Source organism: Leptothoe sp. PORK10 BA2 (assembly GCF_034932105.1).
Lineage (GTDB): Bacteria > Cyanobacteriota > Cyanobacteriia > Phormidesmidales > Phormidesmidaceae > Leptothoe.
In genome coordinates this window covers 19,278-40,990 of record NZ_JAYGIG010000115.1, presented here as the reverse complement: position 1 = coordinate 40,990, position 21,713 = coordinate 19,278, and the positions used below count along the sequence as shown (strand labels likewise).

Annotated in this window: 22 protein-coding genes; 15 read left to right on the top strand and 7 right to left on the bottom strand. The window is 51.0% G+C overall.

The annotated features are described in order from the left end of the window. The first annotated feature begins 115 nt into the window (after positions 1–115). From VB741_RS16140 to VB741_RS16130, 3 genes are all read left to right on the top strand, one after another. A complete protein-coding gene (locus VB741_RS16140) occupies positions 116–3,340 on the top strand; it encodes a methyl-accepting chemotaxis protein (protein WP_323366212.1) in 3,225 nt (1,074 codons plus the stop codon). Positions 3,341–3,438: 98 nt separating this feature from the next. Beyond that, positions 3,439–6,537 carry a hybrid sensor histidine kinase/response regulator gene (locus VB741_RS16135; RefSeq protein WP_323366211.1) on the top strand — a complete coding sequence of 1,033 codons (3,099 nt, stop codon included), beginning with the start codon at positions 3,439–3,441 and terminating at the stop codon, positions 6,535–6,537. A 99-nt stretch (positions 6,538–6,636) separates the two neighbouring features. Then, complete coding sequence (locus tag VB741_RS16130; RefSeq protein ID WP_323366210.1) at positions 6,637–6,885, top strand: MoaD/ThiS family protein; 249 nt, start codon at positions 6,637–6,639, stop codon at positions 6,883–6,885. 29 nt (positions 6,886–6,914) lie between these two features. On the opposite strand, the gene VB741_RS16125 is transcribed toward VB741_RS16130, so the two are convergent. The 3 genes from VB741_RS16125 to VB741_RS16115 all read right to left on the bottom strand — a co-directional run bounded on the left by VB741_RS16125 (position 6,915) and on the right by VB741_RS16115 (position 8,853). Then, a complete protein-coding gene (locus VB741_RS16125; RefSeq protein ID WP_323366209.1) occupies positions 6,915–7,280 on the bottom strand; it encodes a DUF2237 family protein in 366 nt (121 codons plus the stop codon). 40 nt (positions 7,281–7,320) lie between these two features. Then, positions 7,321–8,208 (bottom strand): hypothetical protein, encoded by an 888-nt coding sequence (locus VB741_RS16120; protein WP_323366208.1) that lies wholly within the window; start codon positions 8,206–8,208, stop codon positions 7,321–7,323. 117 nt (positions 8,209–8,325) lie between these two features. Then, positions 8,326–8,853 carry a hypothetical protein gene (locus tag VB741_RS16115; RefSeq protein WP_323366207.1) on the bottom strand — a complete coding sequence of 176 codons (528 nt, stop codon included), beginning with the start codon at positions 8,851–8,853 and terminating at the stop codon, positions 8,326–8,328. Between the two features lie 185 nt (positions 8,854–9,038). On the opposite strand from VB741_RS16115, the gene VB741_RS16110 reads away from it, so the two are divergent. Both VB741_RS16110 and mltA read left to right on the top strand, forming a co-directional pair. Continuing rightward, positions 9,039–9,293 (top strand): hypothetical protein, encoded by a 255-nt coding sequence (locus tag VB741_RS16110; RefSeq protein WP_323366206.1) that lies wholly within the window; start codon positions 9,039–9,041, stop codon positions 9,291–9,293. A gap of 10 nt (positions 9,294–9,303) precedes the next feature. Next, on the top strand, positions 9,304–10,482 hold the full coding sequence (mltA, locus tag VB741_RS16105) for a murein transglycosylase A (RefSeq protein ID WP_323366205.1): 1,179 nt from the start codon (positions 9,304–9,306) through the stop codon (positions 10,480–10,482). Here mltA and VB741_RS16100 read toward each other — a convergent pair. Next, on the bottom strand, positions 10,439–11,239 hold the full coding sequence (locus VB741_RS16100; RefSeq protein WP_323366204.1) for a hypothetical protein: 801 nt from the start codon (positions 11,237–11,239) through the stop codon (positions 10,439–10,441). The genes mltA and VB741_RS16100 overlap by 44 nt on opposite strands. Positions 11,240–11,960: 721 nt before the next feature. On the opposite strand from VB741_RS16100, the gene VB741_RS16095 reads away from it, so the two are divergent. Further along, positions 11,961–13,733, top strand: a complete 1,773-nt coding sequence (locus VB741_RS16095; RefSeq protein ID WP_323366203.1) for an ABC transporter ATP-binding protein — start codon at positions 11,961–11,963, stop codon at positions 13,731–13,733. A gap of 61 nt (positions 13,734–13,794) precedes the next feature. Here VB741_RS16095 and VB741_RS16090 read toward each other — a convergent pair whose 3' ends face one another. Beyond that, positions 13,795–14,259: a CoA-binding protein gene (locus VB741_RS16090; protein ID WP_323366202.1), complete on the bottom strand. Its 465-nt coding sequence runs from the start codon at positions 14,257–14,259 to the stop codon at positions 13,795–13,797. A 25-nt stretch (positions 14,260–14,284) separates the two neighbouring features. Here VB741_RS16090 and VB741_RS16085 point away from each other — a divergent pair, with 25 nt between their 5' ends. The 6 genes from VB741_RS16085 to VB741_RS16060 all read left to right on the top strand — a co-directional run bounded on the left by VB741_RS16085 (position 14,285) and on the right by VB741_RS16060 (position 16,855). Continuing rightward, complete coding sequence (locus VB741_RS16085) at positions 14,285–14,725, top strand: secondary thiamine-phosphate synthase enzyme YjbQ (protein WP_323366201.1); 441 nt, start codon at positions 14,285–14,287, stop codon at positions 14,723–14,725. A gap of 41 nt (positions 14,726–14,766) precedes the next feature. Further along, complete coding sequence (locus tag VB741_RS16080; protein WP_323366200.1) at positions 14,767–15,207, top strand: PIN domain-containing protein; 441 nt, start codon at positions 14,767–14,769, stop codon at positions 15,205–15,207. Continuing rightward, complete coding sequence (locus VB741_RS16075) at positions 15,204–15,557, top strand: YlcI/YnfO family protein (protein ID WP_323366199.1); 354 nt, start codon at positions 15,204–15,206, stop codon at positions 15,555–15,557. The genes VB741_RS16080 and VB741_RS16075 overlap by 4 nt, the downstream gene beginning before the upstream one ends. A 208-nt stretch (positions 15,558–15,765) precedes the next feature. Continuing rightward, positions 15,766–16,062 carry a BrnT family toxin gene (locus tag VB741_RS16070; RefSeq protein WP_442786379.1) on the top strand — a complete coding sequence of 99 codons (297 nt, stop codon included), beginning with the start codon at positions 15,766–15,768 and terminating at the stop codon, positions 16,060–16,062. After that, positions 16,052–16,336 carry a hypothetical protein gene (locus tag VB741_RS16065; RefSeq protein WP_442786378.1) on the top strand — a complete coding sequence of 95 codons (285 nt, stop codon included), beginning with the start codon at positions 16,052–16,054 and terminating at the stop codon, positions 16,334–16,336. Before VB741_RS16070 ends, VB741_RS16065 begins: the two co-directional genes overlap by 11 nt. A gap of 150 nt (positions 16,337–16,486) precedes the next feature. Then, entirely contained in the window at positions 16,487–16,855 is a 369-nt protein-coding gene (locus VB741_RS16060; RefSeq protein WP_323366196.1) for a VOC family protein, read from the top strand. A 159-nt stretch (positions 16,856–17,014) separates the two neighbouring features. On the opposite strand, the gene VB741_RS16055 is transcribed toward VB741_RS16060, so the two are convergent. Further along, on the bottom strand, positions 17,015–18,100 hold the full coding sequence (locus VB741_RS16055) for a M28 family peptidase (RefSeq protein ID WP_323366195.1): 1,086 nt from the start codon (positions 18,098–18,100) through the stop codon (positions 17,015–17,017). 436 nt (positions 18,101–18,536) lie between these two features. On the opposite strand from VB741_RS16055, the gene VB741_RS16050 reads away from it, so the two are divergent. The 3 genes from VB741_RS16050 to VB741_RS16040 all read left to right on the top strand — a co-directional run bounded on the left by VB741_RS16050 (position 18,537) and on the right by VB741_RS16040 (position 20,297). Continuing rightward, entirely contained in the window at positions 18,537–18,680 is a 144-nt protein-coding gene (locus VB741_RS16050; RefSeq protein ID WP_323366194.1) for a hypothetical protein, read from the top strand. 373 nt (positions 18,681–19,053) lie between these two features. Further along, positions 19,054–19,647 (top strand): helix-turn-helix transcriptional regulator, encoded by a 594-nt coding sequence (locus VB741_RS16045; protein ID WP_323366193.1) that lies wholly within the window; start codon positions 19,054–19,056, stop codon positions 19,645–19,647. 143 nt (positions 19,648–19,790) lie between these two features. Further along, entirely contained in the window at positions 19,791–20,297 is a 507-nt protein-coding gene (locus VB741_RS16040) for a YbhB/YbcL family Raf kinase inhibitor-like protein (protein ID WP_323366192.1), read from the top strand. Between the two features lie 86 nt (positions 20,298–20,383). On the opposite strand, the gene VB741_RS16035 is transcribed toward VB741_RS16040, so the two are convergent. Next, complete coding sequence (locus VB741_RS16035) at positions 20,384–21,547, bottom strand: polysaccharide pyruvyl transferase family protein (RefSeq protein WP_323366191.1); 1,164 nt, start codon at positions 21,545–21,547, stop codon at positions 20,384–20,386. Between the last annotated feature and the right edge of the window lie 166 nt (positions 21,548–21,713).

Here is a 21,713-nt window from a genome sequence, read left to right as displayed (position 1 = left end):
GGCTTAATTTTTCAGGCTTTTCCTAAATTAACGTCATCGCCTTTGGCCGATTATATTTAATTGTTCTGATCGTTCTACGACTTTTTATTGAAACGCTATCCAAAGGAAAGTTCTCATGACCATGGATGTTGGTACAAACTCAAATGCTGAGCCTAATCCTAAGGTCAGCGCAGCGGCAGGGTCTGCCAATCCAGCAGACTCCGCCACCCCACCCCCATTAGAAGGTGCCGTCATGAAAGCGTTAGGCGACATTGAGAACAATAGCAAAGAGCCGTACAACGGAAAAGAACAGCAGCCAACCCTGGAGCTGTCTGCCCAGTTAGAAGAGATTGCAGCCCTTAGTCGCCGGAATACAGCGGCGGCAGTTACAAACGATGTCGCCCCAAACGTTGAACTCCCCGTACCAGCGAATGCTGCTGCCCCGAAAGAGATGCCAGCAGAGTCCTCCGAGAAGGACGTCATGTCCTGCCGAGGCGTTCGATATAGCCAGGGAGAGGGACGCTATGCCACTGAAAATCTAACTATTTCAAAGAGCGGCGATTTCCTGCAGTGGTTCTACGACCTTCCCGTTAGTAGCAAACAGCTAATTGGTCTAATTTCATCAGAGGTTATTTCGGTTATTGGCCTAGTGGGAGCAGGATCACTATTAATTATTAGTGGGGCGCGTCAGCAGTTATTGAAGCAGGCTGCGGCTGAACTATCAGTCATGGATATTCAATACAGCATCAAAGTTAACCAAATGGGGTTTGGTTTTCGGGGACAGTCCGAAAATACGGCAATTGTGGAGCTAGCCGAAGGCATTGCCAAACAGCCTGATGAAGTAAGCAGCGAACAGCGCTCTACCGTTCGTAAGATTTTGCAAGGGGAAATTGAGGCCCGTAATATTGAATATGCCACCCTGGTTGGGATCGATGGCAAAATCATCGTTAATGCCCAAACTGATCGCACTGGCGAAGAGTTTAATCCCTACGACTTAGTGTCCCGGGTTGTGTCCCAAAAGCAGCAGCTCAAATTAAACGGTCTAGTTGAGCGTAGCGAGTTGCAGCGCCAAAACTTTGAGCTATCAACGGAGGGAGACACCGCCCTAATTCGCTATGTGGCCACTCCAGTGTTTGCCCAAAACAAGCCTGATGAGTTGGTTGGGGTGTTAATTGCGGGTGATGTTGTCAACGGTAAATCAACTATCGTTGAAACGAGTGTCCAGGTATTTGGTACTGGTTACGATGCGATTTACCTATTCGATGGGAATGATACATTTCAGTTAGCTGCATCGGCCGATTTGGATGAAGGTGAGGATGAGATTGAGCTCGGTGAAGAAATTTATGATGAGGCAATCCTGAACCTTGCCGTCCAAAATCAAGGCAAGGCTGTATCAACACGCCTCGTGGAACCTGGTGGCAGTGCCTACGCAATGTCTGCCAAAACACTGGATGACATCAACGGTGAACCGATTGGTGTTTTAGTGCGCGGGACATCAGAATCTAATCTCCAGACACTGATCAATAGAAGTTTGCAGATTCAGTTTGCAATTGTATTGCTGGCAATTTTGGCTGATATCTTGTTGGCCCAGCTGTTGGGACGCGCCGTTGCCAGCCCAATTAAGCGCCTTCAGCAGGCTACTGAGGCCTTTTCTGGGGGTAATCGTCAGATAAAAGCCGATGTGTTTGCCAGTGACGAAGTCGGCCAGCTGGCGGCGGCCTTTAACGATTTAACCGCTAAGGTGGCACAGTCTGAAGGCACCCTGATAAACCAGGCGAGTATTCAAGAGGAAGCGGCTCGACGATCTAGCCAGCTAGCTAGCCTAACCAGTGACCTGCGGAAAAATAATATTGATCAAGATCGCATCTTTAGCATTGCAGTCAATGAGATTCGCAAGGCAATTGAGGCGGATCGGGTCGTAGTCTACCGCTTTAATGAGGACTGGAGCGGTGAGATTGTATCGGAATCCGTTGCCATGGGCTGGCCCGCAGCCCTCGGAGCTAACATTAATGACCCATGTTTTGCCAACAACTATGTCGACAAATATCGTCAGGGGCGGGTGCAGGTAACCAACAACATTTTTGAGGCTGGCTTAACCGCCTGTCATCTAGGGCAGCTAAAACCCTTTAAAGTCCAAGCTAATTTGGTGGCCCCCATTGTCATTGTGGAAAATGGAGAACTGCTCGGTTTGCTGGTGGCCCACCAATGCTCCGGTCCACGGAATTGGAGCGAGTTAGACATCAGCTTCTTTAAACAGGCTGCCCTACAGGTTGGTTTATCTGTCGAGCAAATGGGTCTATTCAACCAGAAACAGCAGGCCCAGTTAGAAGCAGAGGCCCTATCTGAGGAACGACGACAGCGTCAAGAGACTCTTCAAATGGAACTACTGAGTCTTTTAGATGATGTAGAAGGAGCTGCCAGAGGTGACTTGACCGTGCGGGCTGATGTTTCGGCAGGAGAAATTGGTACGGTTGCCGACTTTTTCAATGCCATCATTGAGAGTTTGCGTCAAATTGTGACTCAGGTAAAAACTTCAGCGGTCCAGGTAAATACGTCCCTGGGGGATAACGAAGCTGCGATGGAGGCCCTAGCTGAAGATGCCTTAAAACAAGCGGAGCGAACAACTAAAACGTTGGATTCTGTGGAAACTATGACCATGGCGATTACCCATGCCGCGGATCGGGCACAGCAGGCGGCGGTGGTGGCCCGTGAAGCTTCGCAAACGGCTGAAACCGGCGGTGCTGCCATGGATCTGACGGTGCAAAATATTTTGGCTCTCCGCACAACCGTAGGGGAAACGGCTAAGAAGGTAAAGCGGCTAGGAGAATCTTCCCAACAGATTTCTAAGGTTGTTTCCCTAATTAACCAAATTGCTACCCAGACAAATTTGCTAGCCATTAATGCCGGTATTGAAGCAGCCCGGGCTGGAGAAGAGGGTCAGGGTTTTGCGGCGGTTGCTGAAGAGGTGGGGGAACTAGCGGCGCGTTCAGCGGCGGCCACTCAAGATATTGAGCGGATTGTGGACAGTATTCAGCGAGAGACCGCCGATGTGGTGGAAGCTATCGAAAGTAGTACCTCTCAAGTCGTTGAAGGCACTCGTCGGGTGGACGAAGCGAAGCAGAGCCTGACGCGAATGATGGAAGTGTCCCAACAAATTGATGCCCTGGTGCAGACGATTTCTGCAGCAACGGTTTCCCAGGTAGAAACAGCAGCGGATGTATCTACCTTAATGCAGGAAATCTCGTTGGTATCTGAACGCACGTCCAGCTCGTCTAAGGCTGTTTCGGATGCGTTGAAGCAGACAGTGACAGTGGCTAAGGAGCTGGAACTGTCCATGGCTGCCTTTAAGGTAGATGAATAAGGCTCTCGCAGGACGCTTGAATCATCAGGGCGTCTACGTTGGATCGGGCAATAGGCAGTCACATAAGACAGGTATGCAACAGGTGCAATGTCATGGCAATGGATAAAGAACTTGAGATTAAGCTTCAGTTTCTCGATGAAGCTGATGAATATCTGCAGACTTTAGACGGGTCCTTATTGGACCTAGCCCATAAAGGTGTACTGCAAGACAGCATCAATGCTGCCCTGCGCGCTGCCCATTCTATTAAAGGGGGGGCGGCCATGATGGGATATGTCCTTCTGAGTGAATTTTCCCATCGCCTGGAAGATTCGTTAAAGGTGCTCAAAATTCAGCGGGATAAGCTGGTTATTGATGACAATTTGGAGCGGCTATTACTGTCGGCGATAGATGTGTTGCGGCGGGTAATTGATTGCGATCGCAACCGCAGTGAACCGGAAGAACCATGGCTGAGTAGTACAGCCATGCCTATTTTTGAACAGCTTTACGACATTTTGGGAGAAGCTGATCTTGAGGACGAAAATAGTCTACTGTCGTCCGATGAAAACCAGGATATTATTCCGGTACTATTTAGTACCGAAGTAGAAGGGTGTCTAATTCGCCTAGACACGGCCATCTCTAGTCAGATACCTCAACTACTACGGGAAGAAGTCACTATCCTCGCCCAGGAACTGGGCGGTCTGGGGGAAATGCTACAGCTGCCAGCCTTTTGTGAGCTATGCGTATCCGTAGAGCAGGCAATGGGGACGGCAAATGAGGCCCAGTCCATGGAAGTGGCCCAAGCTGCCCTAGATGCATGGCGGCAGTCCCAAAGCCTGATCTTAGCGGGCCAGGTTGAACAGCTTCCCGTCGCCCTAACCGGATTGAGTTTCGAGATTCTCCCGGGGGAGAGTGGCCAAGCCCCATCCAACGACTTCCCTCCAGTTAGCAACCCCCAAAACCTAGACGATATCCTATCAGTAGAACAAACTTCAGACGAGGATTGGGCCGCTCTCCTAGCCCAGGCAGAAAGCATACCCGCTGACCAGGACATTTTTGGTCAGTCAGCAGACTTTCTATCCCCAGATGAAGTCATCCAGCTGACAGAGGTGATTTCACCGACTAACGTTCACCCCCCAGACACCGATGTGTTTCCATCGCAGGTGCAGGCCGTTAGCCCTGTGTGGGAAACAGGGGCACATGAGCAAAGCCCACCCCAGGCGGAGTTTCGCCTCTCAAGTCAGCCAGCAACTGAAGCTAAGGTAGGCACAGAGGCCGATCAAGACACCACGGTGCGGGTGTCGGTGCGGCAGCTGAACGAGCTCAACGACTACTTCGGCGATCTGACCATTGAGCGTCATCGCCTCGACAGTGAAGTAAAGCGCCTAAGAACCTTGGTTAAGCTGCTTAACGAGCGGCTACGTTCCCTAGAAGAATCGGAGGAAGATCTGCGGGACGCCTATGATAAAACCGCCAGTGATAACCAGCTGATGCTACCGCCGGCAAAGGACCCTACCGGGGCGGCCAGGCCTGCCCTGACAATCCACGAAGACTCTGCCTCCAGTACATCTGGGTTTGATGCCCTAGAAATGGATCGCTATGACGAGCGTCATTTGCCCTTCCGCGACATTATGGAAACGGCCGTCAGGCTGCGAGAGGTGGCCGACGATCTTGAAATTAGTGTGGATATGGCCGAGCAGTCATCGCGTAATTTACAGCGCACTACACGTTTACTCCAGCGCAATCTCAACAAGTTGCGGATGCGGCCCCTATCGGACATTACCAATCGCTTCCCTCGGGCATTGCGTGAACTATCCCTAGAGTTTGGTAAGCCAGTTGAGCTGAAGGTGGAAGGGGACAAAACCCTGTTGGATCGCAATATCCTAGAGTCCTTGAACGATCCATTGATGCACATTTTGCGCAATGCCTTTGATCATGGCATCGAGACGCCAGATGACCGCCGAGCCGCTGGCAAATCAGAACAGGGCACCATTACCATCACCGCCCAGCAGCGAAGCAGCCGCACAATCATCACCATTCGCGACGACGGTCGCGGCATTCCCCTAGACAAGATTCGGGCCCGGGCCCAAGAAATGGGGCTGGATGAATCGTTGTTGGCCACAGCGAGTGAAACTGATTTGCTCTCCCTAATTTTTGAGCCTGGCTTTAGTACAGCTAGCCAGGTGACTGCGCTGTCTGGGCGTGGGGTGGGGATGGATGTGGTCCGCAACAATCTAGAAGACATTCGCGGCGATATCAGTGTGGCGACCCAGGCAGGCCAGGGGTCAACATTTACCATTTCGGTGCCCTACACCCTATCTGTGACCCGGGTGTTGTTGGTCGAGAGTAATCGTCTGCCCATGGCCATACCAACGGATAATCTTCAGGAAATCACGGTGGTGGCCAATGAAGATATTTACCAGGATGGTGGTCGCGAGATGTTTACCCGCGGTGGCCAGGTAGTTCGCCTGATTCGCATGGCTAAGTGGTTGGCCTTTAACTGTGCTCGCCACATCGAAAGTTTGGAAATGAGTGCCAATGTGACGGTGCCAACGGTGCTGATTTTCCGTTACAACGACCAGTCATTTGGGTTGCAGATCGACCGCTCATGGGGAGATCAAGAAGTGGCCCTCCGGCGGGTGGAAGGCACGGTTCCCATGCCAGCCGGATTTAACAACTGCACCATCTTTGGGGATGGCCAGGTGGTCCCCCTGCTGAATGCACCAGAATTTATCCGCTGGGTATTGAGTTGTGAAGGGTCCAATATCAAAGAAGCGGCGGTACTGTATGGAAACCCCCTACTCAGCGGTAAGCTCAGTGACCTGCAGCCTAATATGGCCAAGGTATCCCAGCAGCCAACGATTTTGGTGGTGGATGACTCGGTTAATGTGCGACGGTTACTGGCACTAACCCTGGAGAAACATGGGTATCGCGTGACTCAGGCCAAGGATGGTCTCGATGCTTTAGAGAAATTGGATGCTGGATTAGATATTAATGCGATTGTTTGCGACATTGAAATGCCGCGTCTAGATGGCTATGGATTCTTGGCAAAACTGCGCTCCCACAATCGTTGCTCCCAGGTGCCCATTACGATGCTGACATCCCGTACCGGGGAGAAGCACCGTAAACTAGCGATGAAGTTAGGGGCCAATTCATACTTCTCGAAGCCTTACCGTGAGCAAATGCTATTGGATACCCTAGCCAACGCGGTCGGTGTCTAAGCGGTCGGTGTCTAAGCGGTGGTGTTTAACGGGTACTTAAAAAGTACTTAAGGGGTTGTTTAATAGGTCTTGAAGACAGATTAAACACCCTGGGTGACGATGATATCTATTACGTTGAAGTTATTTGCCGCCTATCAGGATGCTTTGGGGCGTCCTGATCTGGAAATGACCCTACCGGAGGAGATTACGGTTAGGGAACTGTGCGATCGCATCTGCACCCAATACCCCGACCTCAAGCAGTGGCAAGAACTAACCCGTTTTGGCATCAACCTGCAGTTTGTTGAAGCCGATACCCCAATCCATGATGGCGATGAAGTTGTATTTATCCCGCCCGTCAGCGGTGGCTAAGGCCGAACCCCCAAGTTAACCTCAGTCGGCTACTCAGTGGCATATTGCTGGAGAACATCTAGGGTAATCTGCTCCAATGCCTTTTCATGGGTAGCCGCCAGAACCACCTTGGGAGCCATGCCATCCTCATGGGCTTCTTTCCAGCGGCTAGCACATAGACACCAGCAATCGCCAGGCTTTAGACCGGGAAACTGGTACATGGGCATGGGGGTACTTAAATCATTGCCCTGGGCTTTGGTATAGGCCAAAAACTCCGCCGTCATTTCGGCACAGACAACGTGAGAACCCATATCATTGGGTCCTGTGTTGCAAGTGCCATCCCGATAAAAACCCGTCATCGGTTTTGTACAGCAAATTTGGAGATTGTCACCCAGAACGTTTTTAACAATGGCCATAAGTTGTCACATTGGCAGTGGTCACATCGGCTGCATTGGCCTAAATTTCAGCAACGGCCCGTTCCACTAGGCGTCGGGCCAGGGTTTGTACCCCCGTGTGCTCGTAGTAATTCGTGGAAATATCCAAAAAGGCCCCAACATAATCCATTTTATCATCCGCCACATCCACAAAGGTTTTGATGTTGGCTACCACGCTTTGGGGCGTAATCCCCTTGGATTCCACAAAGTTCCCCATCCAACCCTTAACCGACTCAAAGCTACTGCCGATAAAGGTGAGCTGATCGTCAGGTTTACCCCCAGGGATGGCTTCCTTAATGGCCTTAAATGCCGGATTACTATCCAAGTCCTTGGGAGTGAGATTGCCCAATATGGTTTCTGTTTGCTTGATAAAATTGGGTCCCAGGGGGACTAAGCCATCGAAACAGACAAGACCCGCCATGCGGATCAAAGACTCACCGCCATAGTCACCCAAGGCTTTGACAAAATCACCGACACTGTCGCCGGGAATACCGTTGATTTTGCAGAAGGCCACAATCTCGGTCACCAGCTTCATGCAGAGGTCGATGGTCTGGGCCTTTTCGGGTTTTGGCGTAAGGCGATTCACAATGGACAAAAAGGGTACATTTTCTGTCACCTTACCGGCCAACGCCGCCTGCCCTAGGGCACGCCCAGTGGAATCGATGGTTTGATAAAGCCACATGGCCCGTTGGTAGCCTTCAGACTTATCGTTATAGAGCTGAATGGCCCGGGCACCAATTTGCTCAATCAGGGCAGCGTCACTTTCCCCCGTCACCTGTCGAATGGTGTTTTCAAAACCTACGATATTCTCCCATTCCCCGGGCAGCACTTTATCCAAGGAACGCAGTACAAAAACCGTGAGGTTTTTCTGAGGTAGGTCGTTAACTAGCTCATAAATTGGCTTGCTCATGTTGATGTCCTCATTTACGTCTCAGGCGATAGAACCTTCGTCCCCCAGCCAGAATTGGAGTTCTCTGATAGGTTAAAACTCTAGGGTTCAGATTGGGATGGGGGACTTGGGTGGGGGTTAATTGACCAGTTTGGCCAGACCAGCAAGATCAAACTTTTCTAGCCAGGCTTCACGGTCGGCTGACGTAAAGTCAGGATCCCGAGAGAGGACTTTGACCTGGAGACGATCCGCCACGAGCAGACTGGTGGCGGTACTGCCCACTTCTGCTACGGGATAGCCCGCCAGGGTGCGCTCACTATTTTGATACTTGCTAGCGGCGCTAGGGTTTGAAACGGTGTCGGACACTGACAGCATGGCTAGGGTGTTGCCATCCTGGTTAAGTTTGGCTTCAGCAAAGCCATCTTTTTCTTGGGTATAGACTCGTTCGTATCCGCCACCGTCACTGGGGAAAAACTTGTTGAAGTTACCACCGTCAATGACCGCTTTCTTGTCAACGGCAACGGCGGGGGTTTGCTCTTCAATTTGCTCCCATTTAGCATTGTCGCTAGATGGGGAGGCTTTGAGTTGAGTGAGCTGACAACCGCCCACTGCCAGTAGCCCAATGAGCAAAAGAGCACCGATAGCTATGGAAACTTTACGCAACATGGGATTCTAAAAAGTGTGTTGATGTGTGGAAAAGAACCGGACTAAAAATACGAGTAAACTCTACCTTTATTCAGGAATTGCCAGGGGACACATAACGATTTTGTAAGTATTCGTATCGTTATTAAGTGCAACTTTTGCCGGTTGAAGGTCCATAATAGGTCGATCACTTAAATCGGCGCGCACATATGCCTAGGAAACCTAGTGAATTTATCGTCCACATGCTTTTTGATGGCGGCCATCATGAGGAAGTGAGGTTTTCATCAATTCAAGATTTCCAAAAGTGGTACAGCAATGAGCTTATGCCCAAGGCGTCTTCGGAGGACTTTATTAAGGTGCCACTACCCGAGATTAATCCTGGGGAATATATGGTAATGCGGCCATCACGACTGATTGCGATCCGGGTGGAGCCACAGTTTAGCTCCAGTGTGGAGCGGTTTTAGAACGGCGGTGATGGTTAAGCAATTTTGGCAACTGCGGGCAGTCCTAGGGGCGGCATTGGTCTGTTGTCCACTTTCGGCCCACCTGTTCACCCAACCATCTGCCATCGCATTTCCTTTGGACCTGGTTAACTGCCATGTTGAGTTTGTAGACGATGTATGTTTGGGATATGACGCTCAGTTTGGTCAAGATCGAGTAGCACTACTCCAAGCGATTGATCACAGTTTGGACTACTTGGCCACGGATGCGGCGGCCATGGCTTACGAAGCCTATCCCCTAGCGGGGGTGATCCAGGAGCGAGTGCAGCAGAGTCTGGTACGGTTTCGGCAGCTGGTGGCCACCAGCCATTCGGCCCAGCAACTGCAGGCATCGGTGGCCCAGGAATTTGATTTTTATCGCTCCGTAGGCAGTGATGGGGCTGGCCATGTGGACTTTACGGGGTATTTTGAGCCCACCTACAGTGCCAGCGCGGTGCCCACGGCGGAATATCGTTATCCCCTCTATAGTCGACCGGCGGATCTGGATGCTTGGCCCTTGCCCCACCCTACCCGGGCTGAGCTAGAGGGAACGGATGGATTGCAGGCAGGACAAGGGCCGCTAGCAGAGTTAGAACTGGTGTGGTTGCGGGATCGCCTAGAGGCCTTTTTAGTTCAGGTCCAGGGCTCGGCTCGACTACAGCTGACGGATGGTTCGGTGATGTCAGTGGGCTATGCCGGACGGACGGAATATCCCTATACCAGCATTGGTCGGGCGTTGATTGAGGATGGCATTGTGGCGGAGGCAGACCTGTCCCTGCCGGTGCTGCTGGATTATTTTGAGCAGCATCCAGAAGAACTCAATCGCTACTTGCCCCGCAACGATCGGTTTGTATTTTTCCAGGCAACGGGGGGCGCGCCGCCCATGGGCAGTCTCAATGTGCCGGTGACGGCCGGGCGCTCCATTGCCACGGACAAAACGTTGATGCCGCCGGGGGCATTGGCCTTGATTAGTTTGAATCTGCCCGTACCCAGCACAGCGGGTAACTGGCAGACTAGGCCCATAAATCGGTATGTGCTGGATCAGGATACCGGGGGGGCAATTCGGGGGCCGGGCCGGGTGGATATTTTTGTGGGGACGGGGGAGTTGGCTGGCCAGCAGGCTGGATTGATCAATACGAGTGGACGACTGTACTACCTACTGTTACGCCAGTAGATGGGCCGGTGGGTGCGGGTTGGTCCCTGGATTTATCCCTGGGAATCGGGGTGGGGATGGGGATGGAGAGGTTGCGATCGCACACATTCTGCCGCAGTTCCACCTGATCAAAGCAGCCAATAAAGCAGCTATTCTGAGCTTTGCGATATTCAATCAGCTGCTGTAGACGCTTCTGATTGTCCGGGTCAAAGTGATCCATGGGCAGGTCAATCACGACAACGCTGTAATCCACAGCAAACGTGCGGGCCAAATTAACCTGGTGCAACTTCACTAGGGGCAAATCGGCCGGAGCCTTGTGCCATAGACTGCGCGGTAACCCCACCCAATCTAAAACATGGCGGCTGTGGGATGTGGCTTGGGAATGGGAAAAATCCAGCTCAAGTAACCGACTCTGCACACAGTCAATCACGGTGGGCATAGAACGCAATGCTTCACTGGAGCCCATATAACCAATGGTGCGAGCTTGAATCTGTCTCATCTGGCGGGGGGATAGCTGGGGTAAATTGAGCCACTGTCCCTGATGGTCTATCCAAATGGCTCCCGCATCGATGCGGGTATGGCCGACTACCGCATCTAACAGTAATCCATGGACAACTGAGGGATATAAGTGAATACATTCTCCCCCCTTCAGGGTGAAGGATACATCCTCCAACCTGAGGGATCGTTTCTCCTTCTCCGTTTTTAATTCCGTACTCTTATATAAACGCTCCACCCGGAGTTTGATGTTGTGGTAGCGAATTGCAAAAGGAGTTTCCATATATTTATCAGTAGGCGTATTTAGATAGGGCTTAAACCCTAAATGGATAAAGCAGAATAAAGCAACGACAACACTCCAGTAAAAACCGAGCGTTGTTGTCCATCAACCTTAACTACGTCCAGAACGGTCGTTTGGGCCAAGGGAAAGCTACGAGCTTCGGCTTAGCCATGGGTTAGGGAAATATTTTTATTTAGTAAGAGCATGCAACCTATAGAATGCCCTGGAGTTGCCCCAGCAAGCCCAGACTCGCCTAGAGCGCAATAAGTCAGTACTGCCCCGCCGAGCCACGTCTAGGGCCGCAGTGCTTCTATGGCGAAAATACCTAGTTTTAATTAGACCGTGGTTTAGATCACCCTGAAAGTTGGTAGTGATTCACAAACAAGGGTTTTAGTCTGTTGGGATGAATCGTGATGGGTAGCACACCGAGTTACCTATGTAGACAGAGTATCCAAAAAAGTGGGTCTTACCGTAGATCTCACGAGATCTTTTTGAACTCTTTAACAACCATGTCCGGGTCTAAGAATATTCACGTCTGGGGTTAAAAATGGCATTTGCATATCCATGGCATGGGGTATCCATGACATGGGTCAGGTGAATGAATGGAATCGATGGTCCAGAGCGTTGAACCGCCGCAACTATGGTTCACAATAAAGGATTCAATGAAGGATTCTAGGACGGTTCACTGAACCCTTCCCTGGCCAAAATTCCCCCATCAGGTGCCATGAACTACCCCCTCCAGCGTTTGTTAACCTACGGTCAACGCTATCGCCGCCGGATTTGGCTGGCGAGTCTGACCTCGATTTTGAATAAGCTGTTTGATTTGGCCCCACCGGTGCTGATTGGTTTGGCGGTGGATGTGGTGGTCAAGCAGCAGGATTCCATGATTGCCAGCTGGGGGATATCCAGCATTCGCGACCAGTTTATCTGGCTGTCTGTAATGACGGTGATTGTGTGGACGCTGGAGTCGGCATTTGAGTATATCTATAACTGGATGTGGCGGAACCTGGCCCAGTCGGTGCAGCACGACCTGCGGTTGGATGCCTACAACCATCTGCAATCCTTAGAGCTGGCGTTTTTTGAAGAGCGCAGTTCGGGAGGGTTGATGTCTATTCTCAACGATGACATCAATCAGCTGGAGCGCTTTCTTGATCAGGGGGCCAATGAAGTATTGCAGGTCATCACTACGGTGCTGCTGATTGGCGGGGCATTTTTTGTCATGGCTCCCCAGGTGGCGTGGCTGGCGATGCTGCCCATGCCGTTTATTGTGTGGGGTGCGATCGCATTCCAAAAACACCTGGCCCCCCGCTATACCGAAGTGCGGGAACGGGTGGGGCTGCTCAATGGGCGACTGTCTAATAACCTGACGGGCATTGCCACGATTAAAAGCTACACCGCAGAAACCTATGAAACCCAGCGGGTGGGCCAAGATAGCGAGGCCTATCGCCAAAGCAACCGCCGGGCCATTGCCCTTAGTTCTGCCTTTATTCCCATGATCCGTATTTTGATTTTGGTGGGGTTTACGGCCACCCTGATCTATGGCGGTCTGGAGGCAGTGGCAGGCAATTTGGCCGTGGGATCCTACAGTGTGATGGTGTTTTTAACCCAGCGGTTGCTGTGGCCCCTAACCGGGTTGGGGGAAACCCTGGATGAGTATCGCCGGGCCATGGCGTCTATCACGCGGGTGATGGACTTGTTGGATACGCCGGTGGCGATTCGGCCTGGGGACTATCGGCTGCCGGTGAGTAATGTGCAGGGGGAGATTGTCTTTCGGGATGTTACTTTTGCCTATCGGGATCGTCCCCCCGTGGTGGAGCATTTGACCTTAAAAATTCCGGCGGGTAAAACAACCGCCATCGTTGGGGCGACGGGCTCCGGCAAGAGTACTTTAGTCAAACTACTGCTGCGGTTTTATGACATTAGCCATGGTCAGATCACCCTGGATGGCCACGATCTGCGTCAGCTGCACCTGGACGATGTGCGTCGGGCCATTGGGTTGGTCAGTCAGGATGTGTTTTTATTCCATGGGACGGTGACTGAAAATATTGCCTATGGCAGCTTTAGTGCGACGCCCGAGGAAATTGCCCAGGCGGCCCAGCTAGCGGAGGCCCACGACTTTATCCAGCAGTTACCCCAGGGGTATGAGACCATCGTGGGGGAACGGGGCCAAAAGCTCTCGGGGGGCCAACGGCAGCGGCTGGCCATTGCCCGCGCCTTGCTGAAGAATCCACCGATTTTAATTTTGGATGAGGCCACCTCGGCGGTGGATAACGATACGGAGGCAGCGATTCAGCGATCGTTGGAGAAGATTACGTGCGATCGCACCACCATTGCCATTGCCCATCGTCTTTCCACCGTCCGCAATGCCCACTGCATTTACGTCATGGACCAAGGAAAACTATCGGAATGGGGCACCCATGAAGAACTCTTGGCCCGCAATGGCATCTATGCCAACCTATGGCGCGTGCAGATGGGAGAGCGAATGCCAGCCATTTAATGAGTTGGCGTTGCTGATCCTTGGGAGAATTTCACCTGAAAGATACCGTCAAATGGCATGGCTAGCCGATCGGTCCATCCCCTAAATCAGCAACGCTGTTTGCCCTTCGCTTTTGGAATTCAATTTTAAGACAGGCATCCATCACCACTTGCCAGCCGTGCTCCATCGCCTTCTGGGCCGCCGTCCCATCATAAATGTCCAGCTGGGTCCACAGACATTTCACCTCAGACATGGTTTCTAGAGTGAGTATTTCATCCACCAGGTCAGGGAGAAATTCACTGCGCCGAAATACATTCACTATGTCGATGGGACCGGGCACATCGGCCAAACAGGCATAGCACCGTTGGCCGTCGATTTCTTTGGCGGCTGGGTGAACGGGGTAGACGATATATCCCTGCTGACGCATGTAGCGGGATACTTGATAGCTGGGACGTTGGAGTTTAGGTGAGTGACCTACTACGGCGATATACTTCGTTTTGGCCAGAACTCTTTCGATCACGGCTGGGTCTTGATGGGAAGTGTTCATGGGATGCCCTATAAGGAATGGGACTATGGTGTTAGTTTCTCACTATCTAACCTTTGATACGGCTGAGACAATTTATATTCTTGACATTACGGCGAATATTCAGCAACAGGTGACAGCGGCTGGGGTGACCCAGGGGCATGTGGTGGTGTTTTCTTGTCATACGACGACGGCGCTGACGGTGAATGAGGCTGAGGAACGGTTGCTGGTGGATATTAAGGCTTATCTGCGTCAATTGGCTCCACCGCAGGGTCAGTATTTGCATAATGATCTACATTTGCGGGATGTGCCACCGGATGAGCCGATTAATGCGCACTCGCATTTGATGGCAATGACGCTGGGGAATAGTGAGACGGTGCCGATTGTGGATGGGAAGTTGGCGTTGGGTACGTATCAGTCTGTGATGCTGGTGGATTTGGATGGGCCGAGACAGGGACGAAAGGTGTTGATTCAGATTTGTGGCTTATAGGACCGAATTACTGACACTAAATACGGTGCTATAGTAGTGTCATGGCTGTTGATTCATCTTTGCGAGTTGTGATTGATACAAACGTTGTATTCGAGGGCTTAACTAGGCAGGGCGGTGCTGTTGGGTTAGTCATGGATGCATGGTTGGCTGGTCTTTTGACCGTTTGTGTTTCCAATGCCCTTGCTTACGAATACGTCGATGTTTTATCCCGTAAGCTTTCCGAAAAACGCTGGCAAACACTTCGACCCGTTCTAGGTAAATTGCTAAACCTTTGTCAGTTTGCAGAAATTTACTATTCGTGGAGACCCACTTCGCCAGATCCAGGTGATGATTTAGTTGTGGACTGTGCCATGAATGCAGGAGCAGTGGTCATTACGTCCAATCTGCGTGACTTTAAAAATGCTGAAATGTCGCTAGGCTTACAAGTAATGACTCCAGTTGAGTTGGTCGTCAAATTAGCAAGCAATGGAGGTGAAGTATGAGTCGATTAACCCTTCGATTACCAGAAACACTACATCAACAACTGGCTAATTTGGCAGAAGGTGAAGGTGTTTCCTTAAATCAATATATTGTCTATGCTCTGACAAGACAGGTAACCCTTTCCTATGTTGTCGACTCAGTTCCTAAAGAAGAAATCCAGGAGCAAAAACTGTCCTTCAACTCTTTGTTGCAGGAACTAGGAAAAGCCTCTTCGGCTGAGATCACAACTGCACTGGCTGAACGAGAAATGGTTCCACCAGATAAGGAACTGGACTCTAACGCTGTTGCGGTTCTTCAGAAAAAGATACAAGACGCCGCCAATACACCACCGAAAACTGACGGTGAAGCCTAACACTACGTCGGTGCGGATGGAGCAAAAGCTATCAACTAAGATCAGAGCTTCTGGCCACCGCACAACTTCACCGTTGGGCTGCTTAAGGGTATTTGCTAGGCGGCCATCCAACTAACAGCCCGACTGAGTAGCAGGGTTGAGGCAAACCAAGGTACTCAGCACCATCATGTATTGACGGTGTAAATACATGATGGCTACAATATGGGGTATGGATGTACATTTCGTGCTCAATGGCGTCACCTTCGTTTGGAATAACGAGAAGGCCAGGGTTAACCCCATAAACCACGATGGAATCACCTTTCAGCAAGCTGCGGAGGCGTTCTTTGATCCGTTTCTTGTTGTGGTTGATGCGAGTCGTAATGATGAAGCGCGCGATGCGGTCATTGGTCTGGACAGACGCTGGAATCTTTTATATGCCGTTTACATAGAGCGTGAAAACGACACCATTAGGATTATTTCAGCCCGCAAAGCGACACGCAAGGATCGCGAATATTATGAAGATTGATGCTTTGAAACAACGATTAAATAGGGATCGGCCTATGACAACGATCACTATTCGGATGCCAGAAGATGTGATTGAGGATCTGAAGCGTCTAGCTCCATTATTGGGTTTTTCCGGGTATCAGCCCTTGGCACGTGCCTATATTGGCCAAGGGCTGCGTGCTGACCTTGAGCGATTAGAGGGAGATACTGTCTCTGCGTTGATTGCCAGTTTAAAGCGTCATGGTGTGAGTGATGAAGTGCTTCAGGAAGCACTAAGTGAGGCTACCCAGCGCTAGCGTAAAGCCTACGCTACAGTCAGCCAACACTGCGTTGATACGAACGGAGCGGAGGTGACCGATGGGAGTCAGAGGTTATCTGCCGCCGCACAAATTCACCGTTAGGCTCCCATTAAGAGCGAGCTCAGTAATTCGTGTAACCCTCTCTCTATGCCAAATCTAAAAATTACCGAGATAAAGGCCTTCGTTCCAGCCAAAGACTTTGCACTGTCTAAGCAGTTTTACAAGGATTTGGGCTTCATGATGGCATCCGAAGGCGATGGTGTTGCCTACTTCCACTTTGGGCATGTGAGCTTTTTGCTGCAAGACTTTTGCACAGAATCGTTGGCCGACAATTTCATGATGCATATCCTTGTAGAAGATGTAGACGCATGGTGGAGGCACGTCCAAGAATCCAACGTCGCATCCAAATACGGCATCAAGGTCGGCCCAATCGAATCTCAGCCCTGGCGAATGAGAGACTTCTGCATGCTAGATCCATCAGGCGTTCTATGGCGAATCGGTCAAAACACAGACTGACACTCTGTGCCTTCGCTCTGTGGCCTAACTGGGCGTTGCAGAGGACGCGCTAACCCTTACCATCGCTTCGGCCACGCCTCATGGGTGCCCCTAAACTTAGTTGTTCCTGCGTCCCAGCCGAAGACTGGGACGCAACGCGGGAGGCTCTGTCTCCAGACTCTAGACCTTGCTGTCCGGGCGCTTTCGCCATAGGCCCATCGCACCTGCGACACCGAGCAACCCTAGGAGGCTGGCCGGTTCAGGCACGGATGTTGCATTGACCCGGTCGATAAACTGATCAAATACTAGCGTGTAGTTGTGGGCGCGTTCTTCGATCAAGCCTGGAAAAACGGCGTTGATAAAGGCGAGATTGTCCGTTGCGGGGTCGTGCCAGGTGGCACCGCCAGGGACTAGGGGGTTGGCCGTTTGGGTGTAGCCGTCTTTTTCGCCAATATCCCAGTTGGTGGCTTCCGCCGCAAGGACCGGCATGATCATGTCAAAAGATTCTAGATCGCTACAGCAGCCCGTGCCTATAGGATAAAACTCATTAAAGCCGGGATTACTCTCTGCGGCGATGCCGTTTTCGGCAGCAATCTCAAGCGCCAAGTCACGGTACTTAAACCAGCTCGGATTTTCGGTTGCGCCGCGTCCGGCGTTGAAATACATTTTGTCACCGACGATCAGGCTATCAAGATTGGTCATCAGCAAGGTATTGTCGATGTCTTCTGGGCTGAGGTTATTGGCATAGACCCCTGACCCAACTAGACCAATCTCTTCTGCCCCGAAGAACACAAACTTGACGGTGTGGGTTGTCTCTGGCTCTAAACGTTGGGCCAGCTCTAAGAGGACACCGACGCCGGATGCGTTGTCGTTGGTGCCTTCTAGGTTAGTGCGGTCGAGGAAGGGTCGTATGTTGCTAGGTGCATTGTCGTAGTGCGCCCCAAAGAGCATTTGTTTACCGGAGGTACCTGTCCGCTCGACTACGATGTTGTAGGAGGTGTACGTTTCACCATCAAATTCATAGGTGAACGGCTGTAGCTCGGGTATATAGCCAAAACCTTCGAGCTGCTCGACTATATAATCAACGGTTTGGGCCTCTGCCGCTGTCCCAATGCTACGGCCCTTGAGATTTGTTGACAGGTAGTTGATTGCTTCAACCGCCGTTTCGCCATAGGTAAAGGTGGCGGCCGTTGCGGGAATAGCCGCTAACATAGCGGACGAAAGACTTAGCGATGCGATCGCAACGGTCCGAATACCAATAGTCACGATAAAAACCTCAGGATAGGTGAATGAAACGCTAGAGGGCTGCTTTCATTCGTGGGCTCAAAGCACTTTAACAGAACCATCCAGAAAGTTTGTTTGTTTGACTACGTTACATCGGCTCAGTGTGGTTTTCTTAACAAAGCTTCCCTCGTGCCGAGGCTCTGCCTCCACGGGGGAAGCCTATCGGTCTGCTGGGTATGAGTTAAAGCGTGCAAGGGGGAAACGCACACCACCCGAAAACCAATAAAATTACGGCGGCGGCCTGGATTGACGCGATGGTCTTTGACCGGCCTTTCGCCATCACGGATCGTTTGGTGGCTCCGGACCCGACCCTATCTTTGCAGGAGCAGGCCATCTGGTCGATGGGCTATCAGTTTGACAGCACAGGAGTCGCGTCCCCGCTTACGCCCAACTGCTGCCCTACGAGGGGGCGGGGACCTTGAATAGCTATGTGGTGGAGTCGATCTCCGGCTACAGTATTACGTCTTTGGGCACCTATGATGGTTGCGATCGCCTACTGGAAGTGACGGCCAGATGCTATTGTGGCGCCCCCATTGAAGCGATCACCGATCTGCTTAGGTGATGGGCAACCTTAGCTTGCTTCTACCAAAGTGTTATGGAATTTATAAAAGCATAGGTTAAGCTGCTTGATGATGATCGGTGGGTGAGTAATCGCCCCCAAACGTTTGCGTTGGATGGGAAGAGCGCTCTCGCCTACCGTCCCAATGCAAGAATTGATCCTACCTCTGCGGATGTCCAGACGTTGCTCTCAATCCAATGTGTCCGTGCTGTCAATCTCTCAGGCAACGACAGCTACGTTTACCGATCTTTATTTTCAACACACATTTTTGTTCTTCATTCAGGCTGGTAGCAAAAGGGTATTGTGTCCAATAAACGGTGAACTGATTGGGCATACTGAAGATGTGATGATATTTCCACCTGGATCTGTAGTGACGATGGAAAACCGACCCGTGCTTGGCGATGATTATCGGGCTACTGGCGTTTGCTTTCCACGTCATATGATAGAAGCGGTGTTCTCTAACAAAACACCAAAATCTGAATCAACTGGCATCCAAATCGTGCCAGCTTCTACAGGTCAATCCTTCCAAATATTAAATGCTATTCAGGCCACACTGGACGACACAGAAATACCAGAGCCGATCAGACAGCATCGACTGTTGGAACCCTTGATCTGGTTAAAACATAAGGGTGTTCATCTCTCACCTAATGAAGAAGAGAAACCACTTAGCAAGGTTAGAAGACTTATTGAAACAGATTTAAGCCACCCTTGGCGGTCCAGTGAAGTGGCCGAGCATTTTGCCATAAGTGAGGCAACCATGAGACGTTGGTTAACCAAATCCGGGCAAGGGTTTTCAAAAATACTGCAGAATACGAGACTTGAGCATGGGCTTAGTCTTTTACAGTCAACAGACATGCCAATTTCAGAAATCGCATTTGATTGTGGATTCAAAGCACCATCCCACTTTTCAAATTCGTTCAAGAAGCGATTTGGAATCAAGCCAAGTGAGATACGCAAGGTAGAAAATTGAGCGTTTTTTGATAGTTTCTGCCTGATTGGTGAAAGTAGAGTAAAGCTGTCCTTGCTAAATTCAGAGTGTAGACAATACTCAACTTAAAGAAGACCACGACAATGCTTAGTAAGTTTACTGTCCTTAGCTTTTTGCTCACCACAATGATCACATCTCCTGCATCTGCGCAGGAGTTTAACTTAACCAGTACAACCGTCTCCGAAGGTGAAAAGTTGACAAATGCCCACGTTTTTGCGGGTTTTGGATGCGAAGGTGAAAACCAGTCACCACAATTGTCATGGACTGGCGCACCAGAAGAAACAAAAAGCTTTGCAATCAATGTGTACGATCCAGATGCACCAACTGGATCAGGCTGGTGGCACTGGAATGTCGTCAATATCCCAGCCTCCACGAACTCTATTTCTCAGAATGTGAGTATCAATGACGACTTACCTGGTGAGGCAATTGAGATTCGAAATGACTACGGTACCATTGGGTTTGGCGGCGCTTGTCCCCCTCCCGGTGAGGTCCATCGTTACATCTTTACGGTGTATGCGCTGAGTACGGAACGTTTGGAACTGCCTGAAAATCCAAGCAATGCGCTTGTCGGTTTCATGACCCGTGCAAATATGCTCGACAGTGCAAGTATCACAGCTGTTTATCATCGATAATATTAACTAACCCCCGGCCATCATCGTCACAAGTGACTTAAAAGGAATACTCCAGGTACTGCCATGTTTTTCTAAAACAACAGAACTTACAGTAGTACGTCCTTTAACAACCGATCCACCTGATCCATCGGGCTCCGATAGGCGTCTACTCCTTGCCTGAGCTGCTGCCGCACCGTCTCCCCTGCCGACAACATCGTATTAACACGTTCTAAGGCATGCTGCGCCGTAAAGTCAGCCAGGGGAATACTCCACTGCTCTTGGTTAATGGCTTTCATAAAGCCGGTGACTTTCGGAGCATATTCAATAGCCACCACCGGCACCCCCAACCCGGCGGCCAAAATCACAGCATGGAGACGGGTCCCCACCATCATATCCAGTTGGCTAAGACGCTGAATCAACTCGTCTAGGGAATCGATCCGGGGCACGATATGGAGCTTTTCTGGATGGCGACTACGGTTAACCACCTCAGCAATGGCAACTTCATCATCCACCGGGGGACAGTATCGTTGACGAAAGTCATCGTTATAGGCCTGAAAGGGTAAAAGGTGGATAGTGGCTCCATGGATCTCCACCAAGTGATCGGCCAGGGTGGCCAGGTGCTGGTAAAAACTGTCGTCGCTAGATTGTTCATTGCGACCAGCAACGGGGCGCACGGAGATACCGATATTGGGATGGCTATCAGCTGGGGGGCAATAGTCCTTAGGCGCAACTATTTCTAGGGCTAAATCACTCATTTCATGGACCGGTTGACTCACTCCCAGACTGATGAGTCGTTGTTGAGAGATCCGATCTCGGACCGCAATCAAATCCACCTGGTTGAGGACGGTTTTAATCCGGGCCTGGGTTTCCGGTCGCCACAGCTTACCCACGCTAATACCTAGCACCAGAGTCCGTTTGCCAGCCCAGACCGCTTGTTCCAACGGTTGCAACCACTCCCCTGCCACATCTCGCACCGGATCATCCCTGAGCAGGTCTCCCCCACCCAGGATAAAAAAACGATGGGTAGCGAGGGCTGTCCGATGTCGCAGCCATTTTTGTAGACGGGCTCGTCGTCCACCGGCATAGCGATTGTCCAGCACGCTTACGCCATGGCGTAGGCGGGTATCTTCTGGGTCTTTAGAATAAACCGTCAACGGCAAATCGCAACCACAGCGCTGTAGCCAATGGCGTAGACCGCTGAGCATGGCCTCGTCACCTAGGTTGCGATAACCATAAAAACCACAGACTAAGATCCCATTACCCCAGACCATTTGGTTAGAACGCCCACTCCGTGACTGACACCACACGGTAACACGGATTTATGGAGGGATGTCTGGATCTGGTAAACCATTGCCATCAGGGATTTAGCTATAGTAATTTGCTGACAGGTTTCAGCAAATTGCGCCGAACATAGTCGTTGTTATCCATGGGCTATCC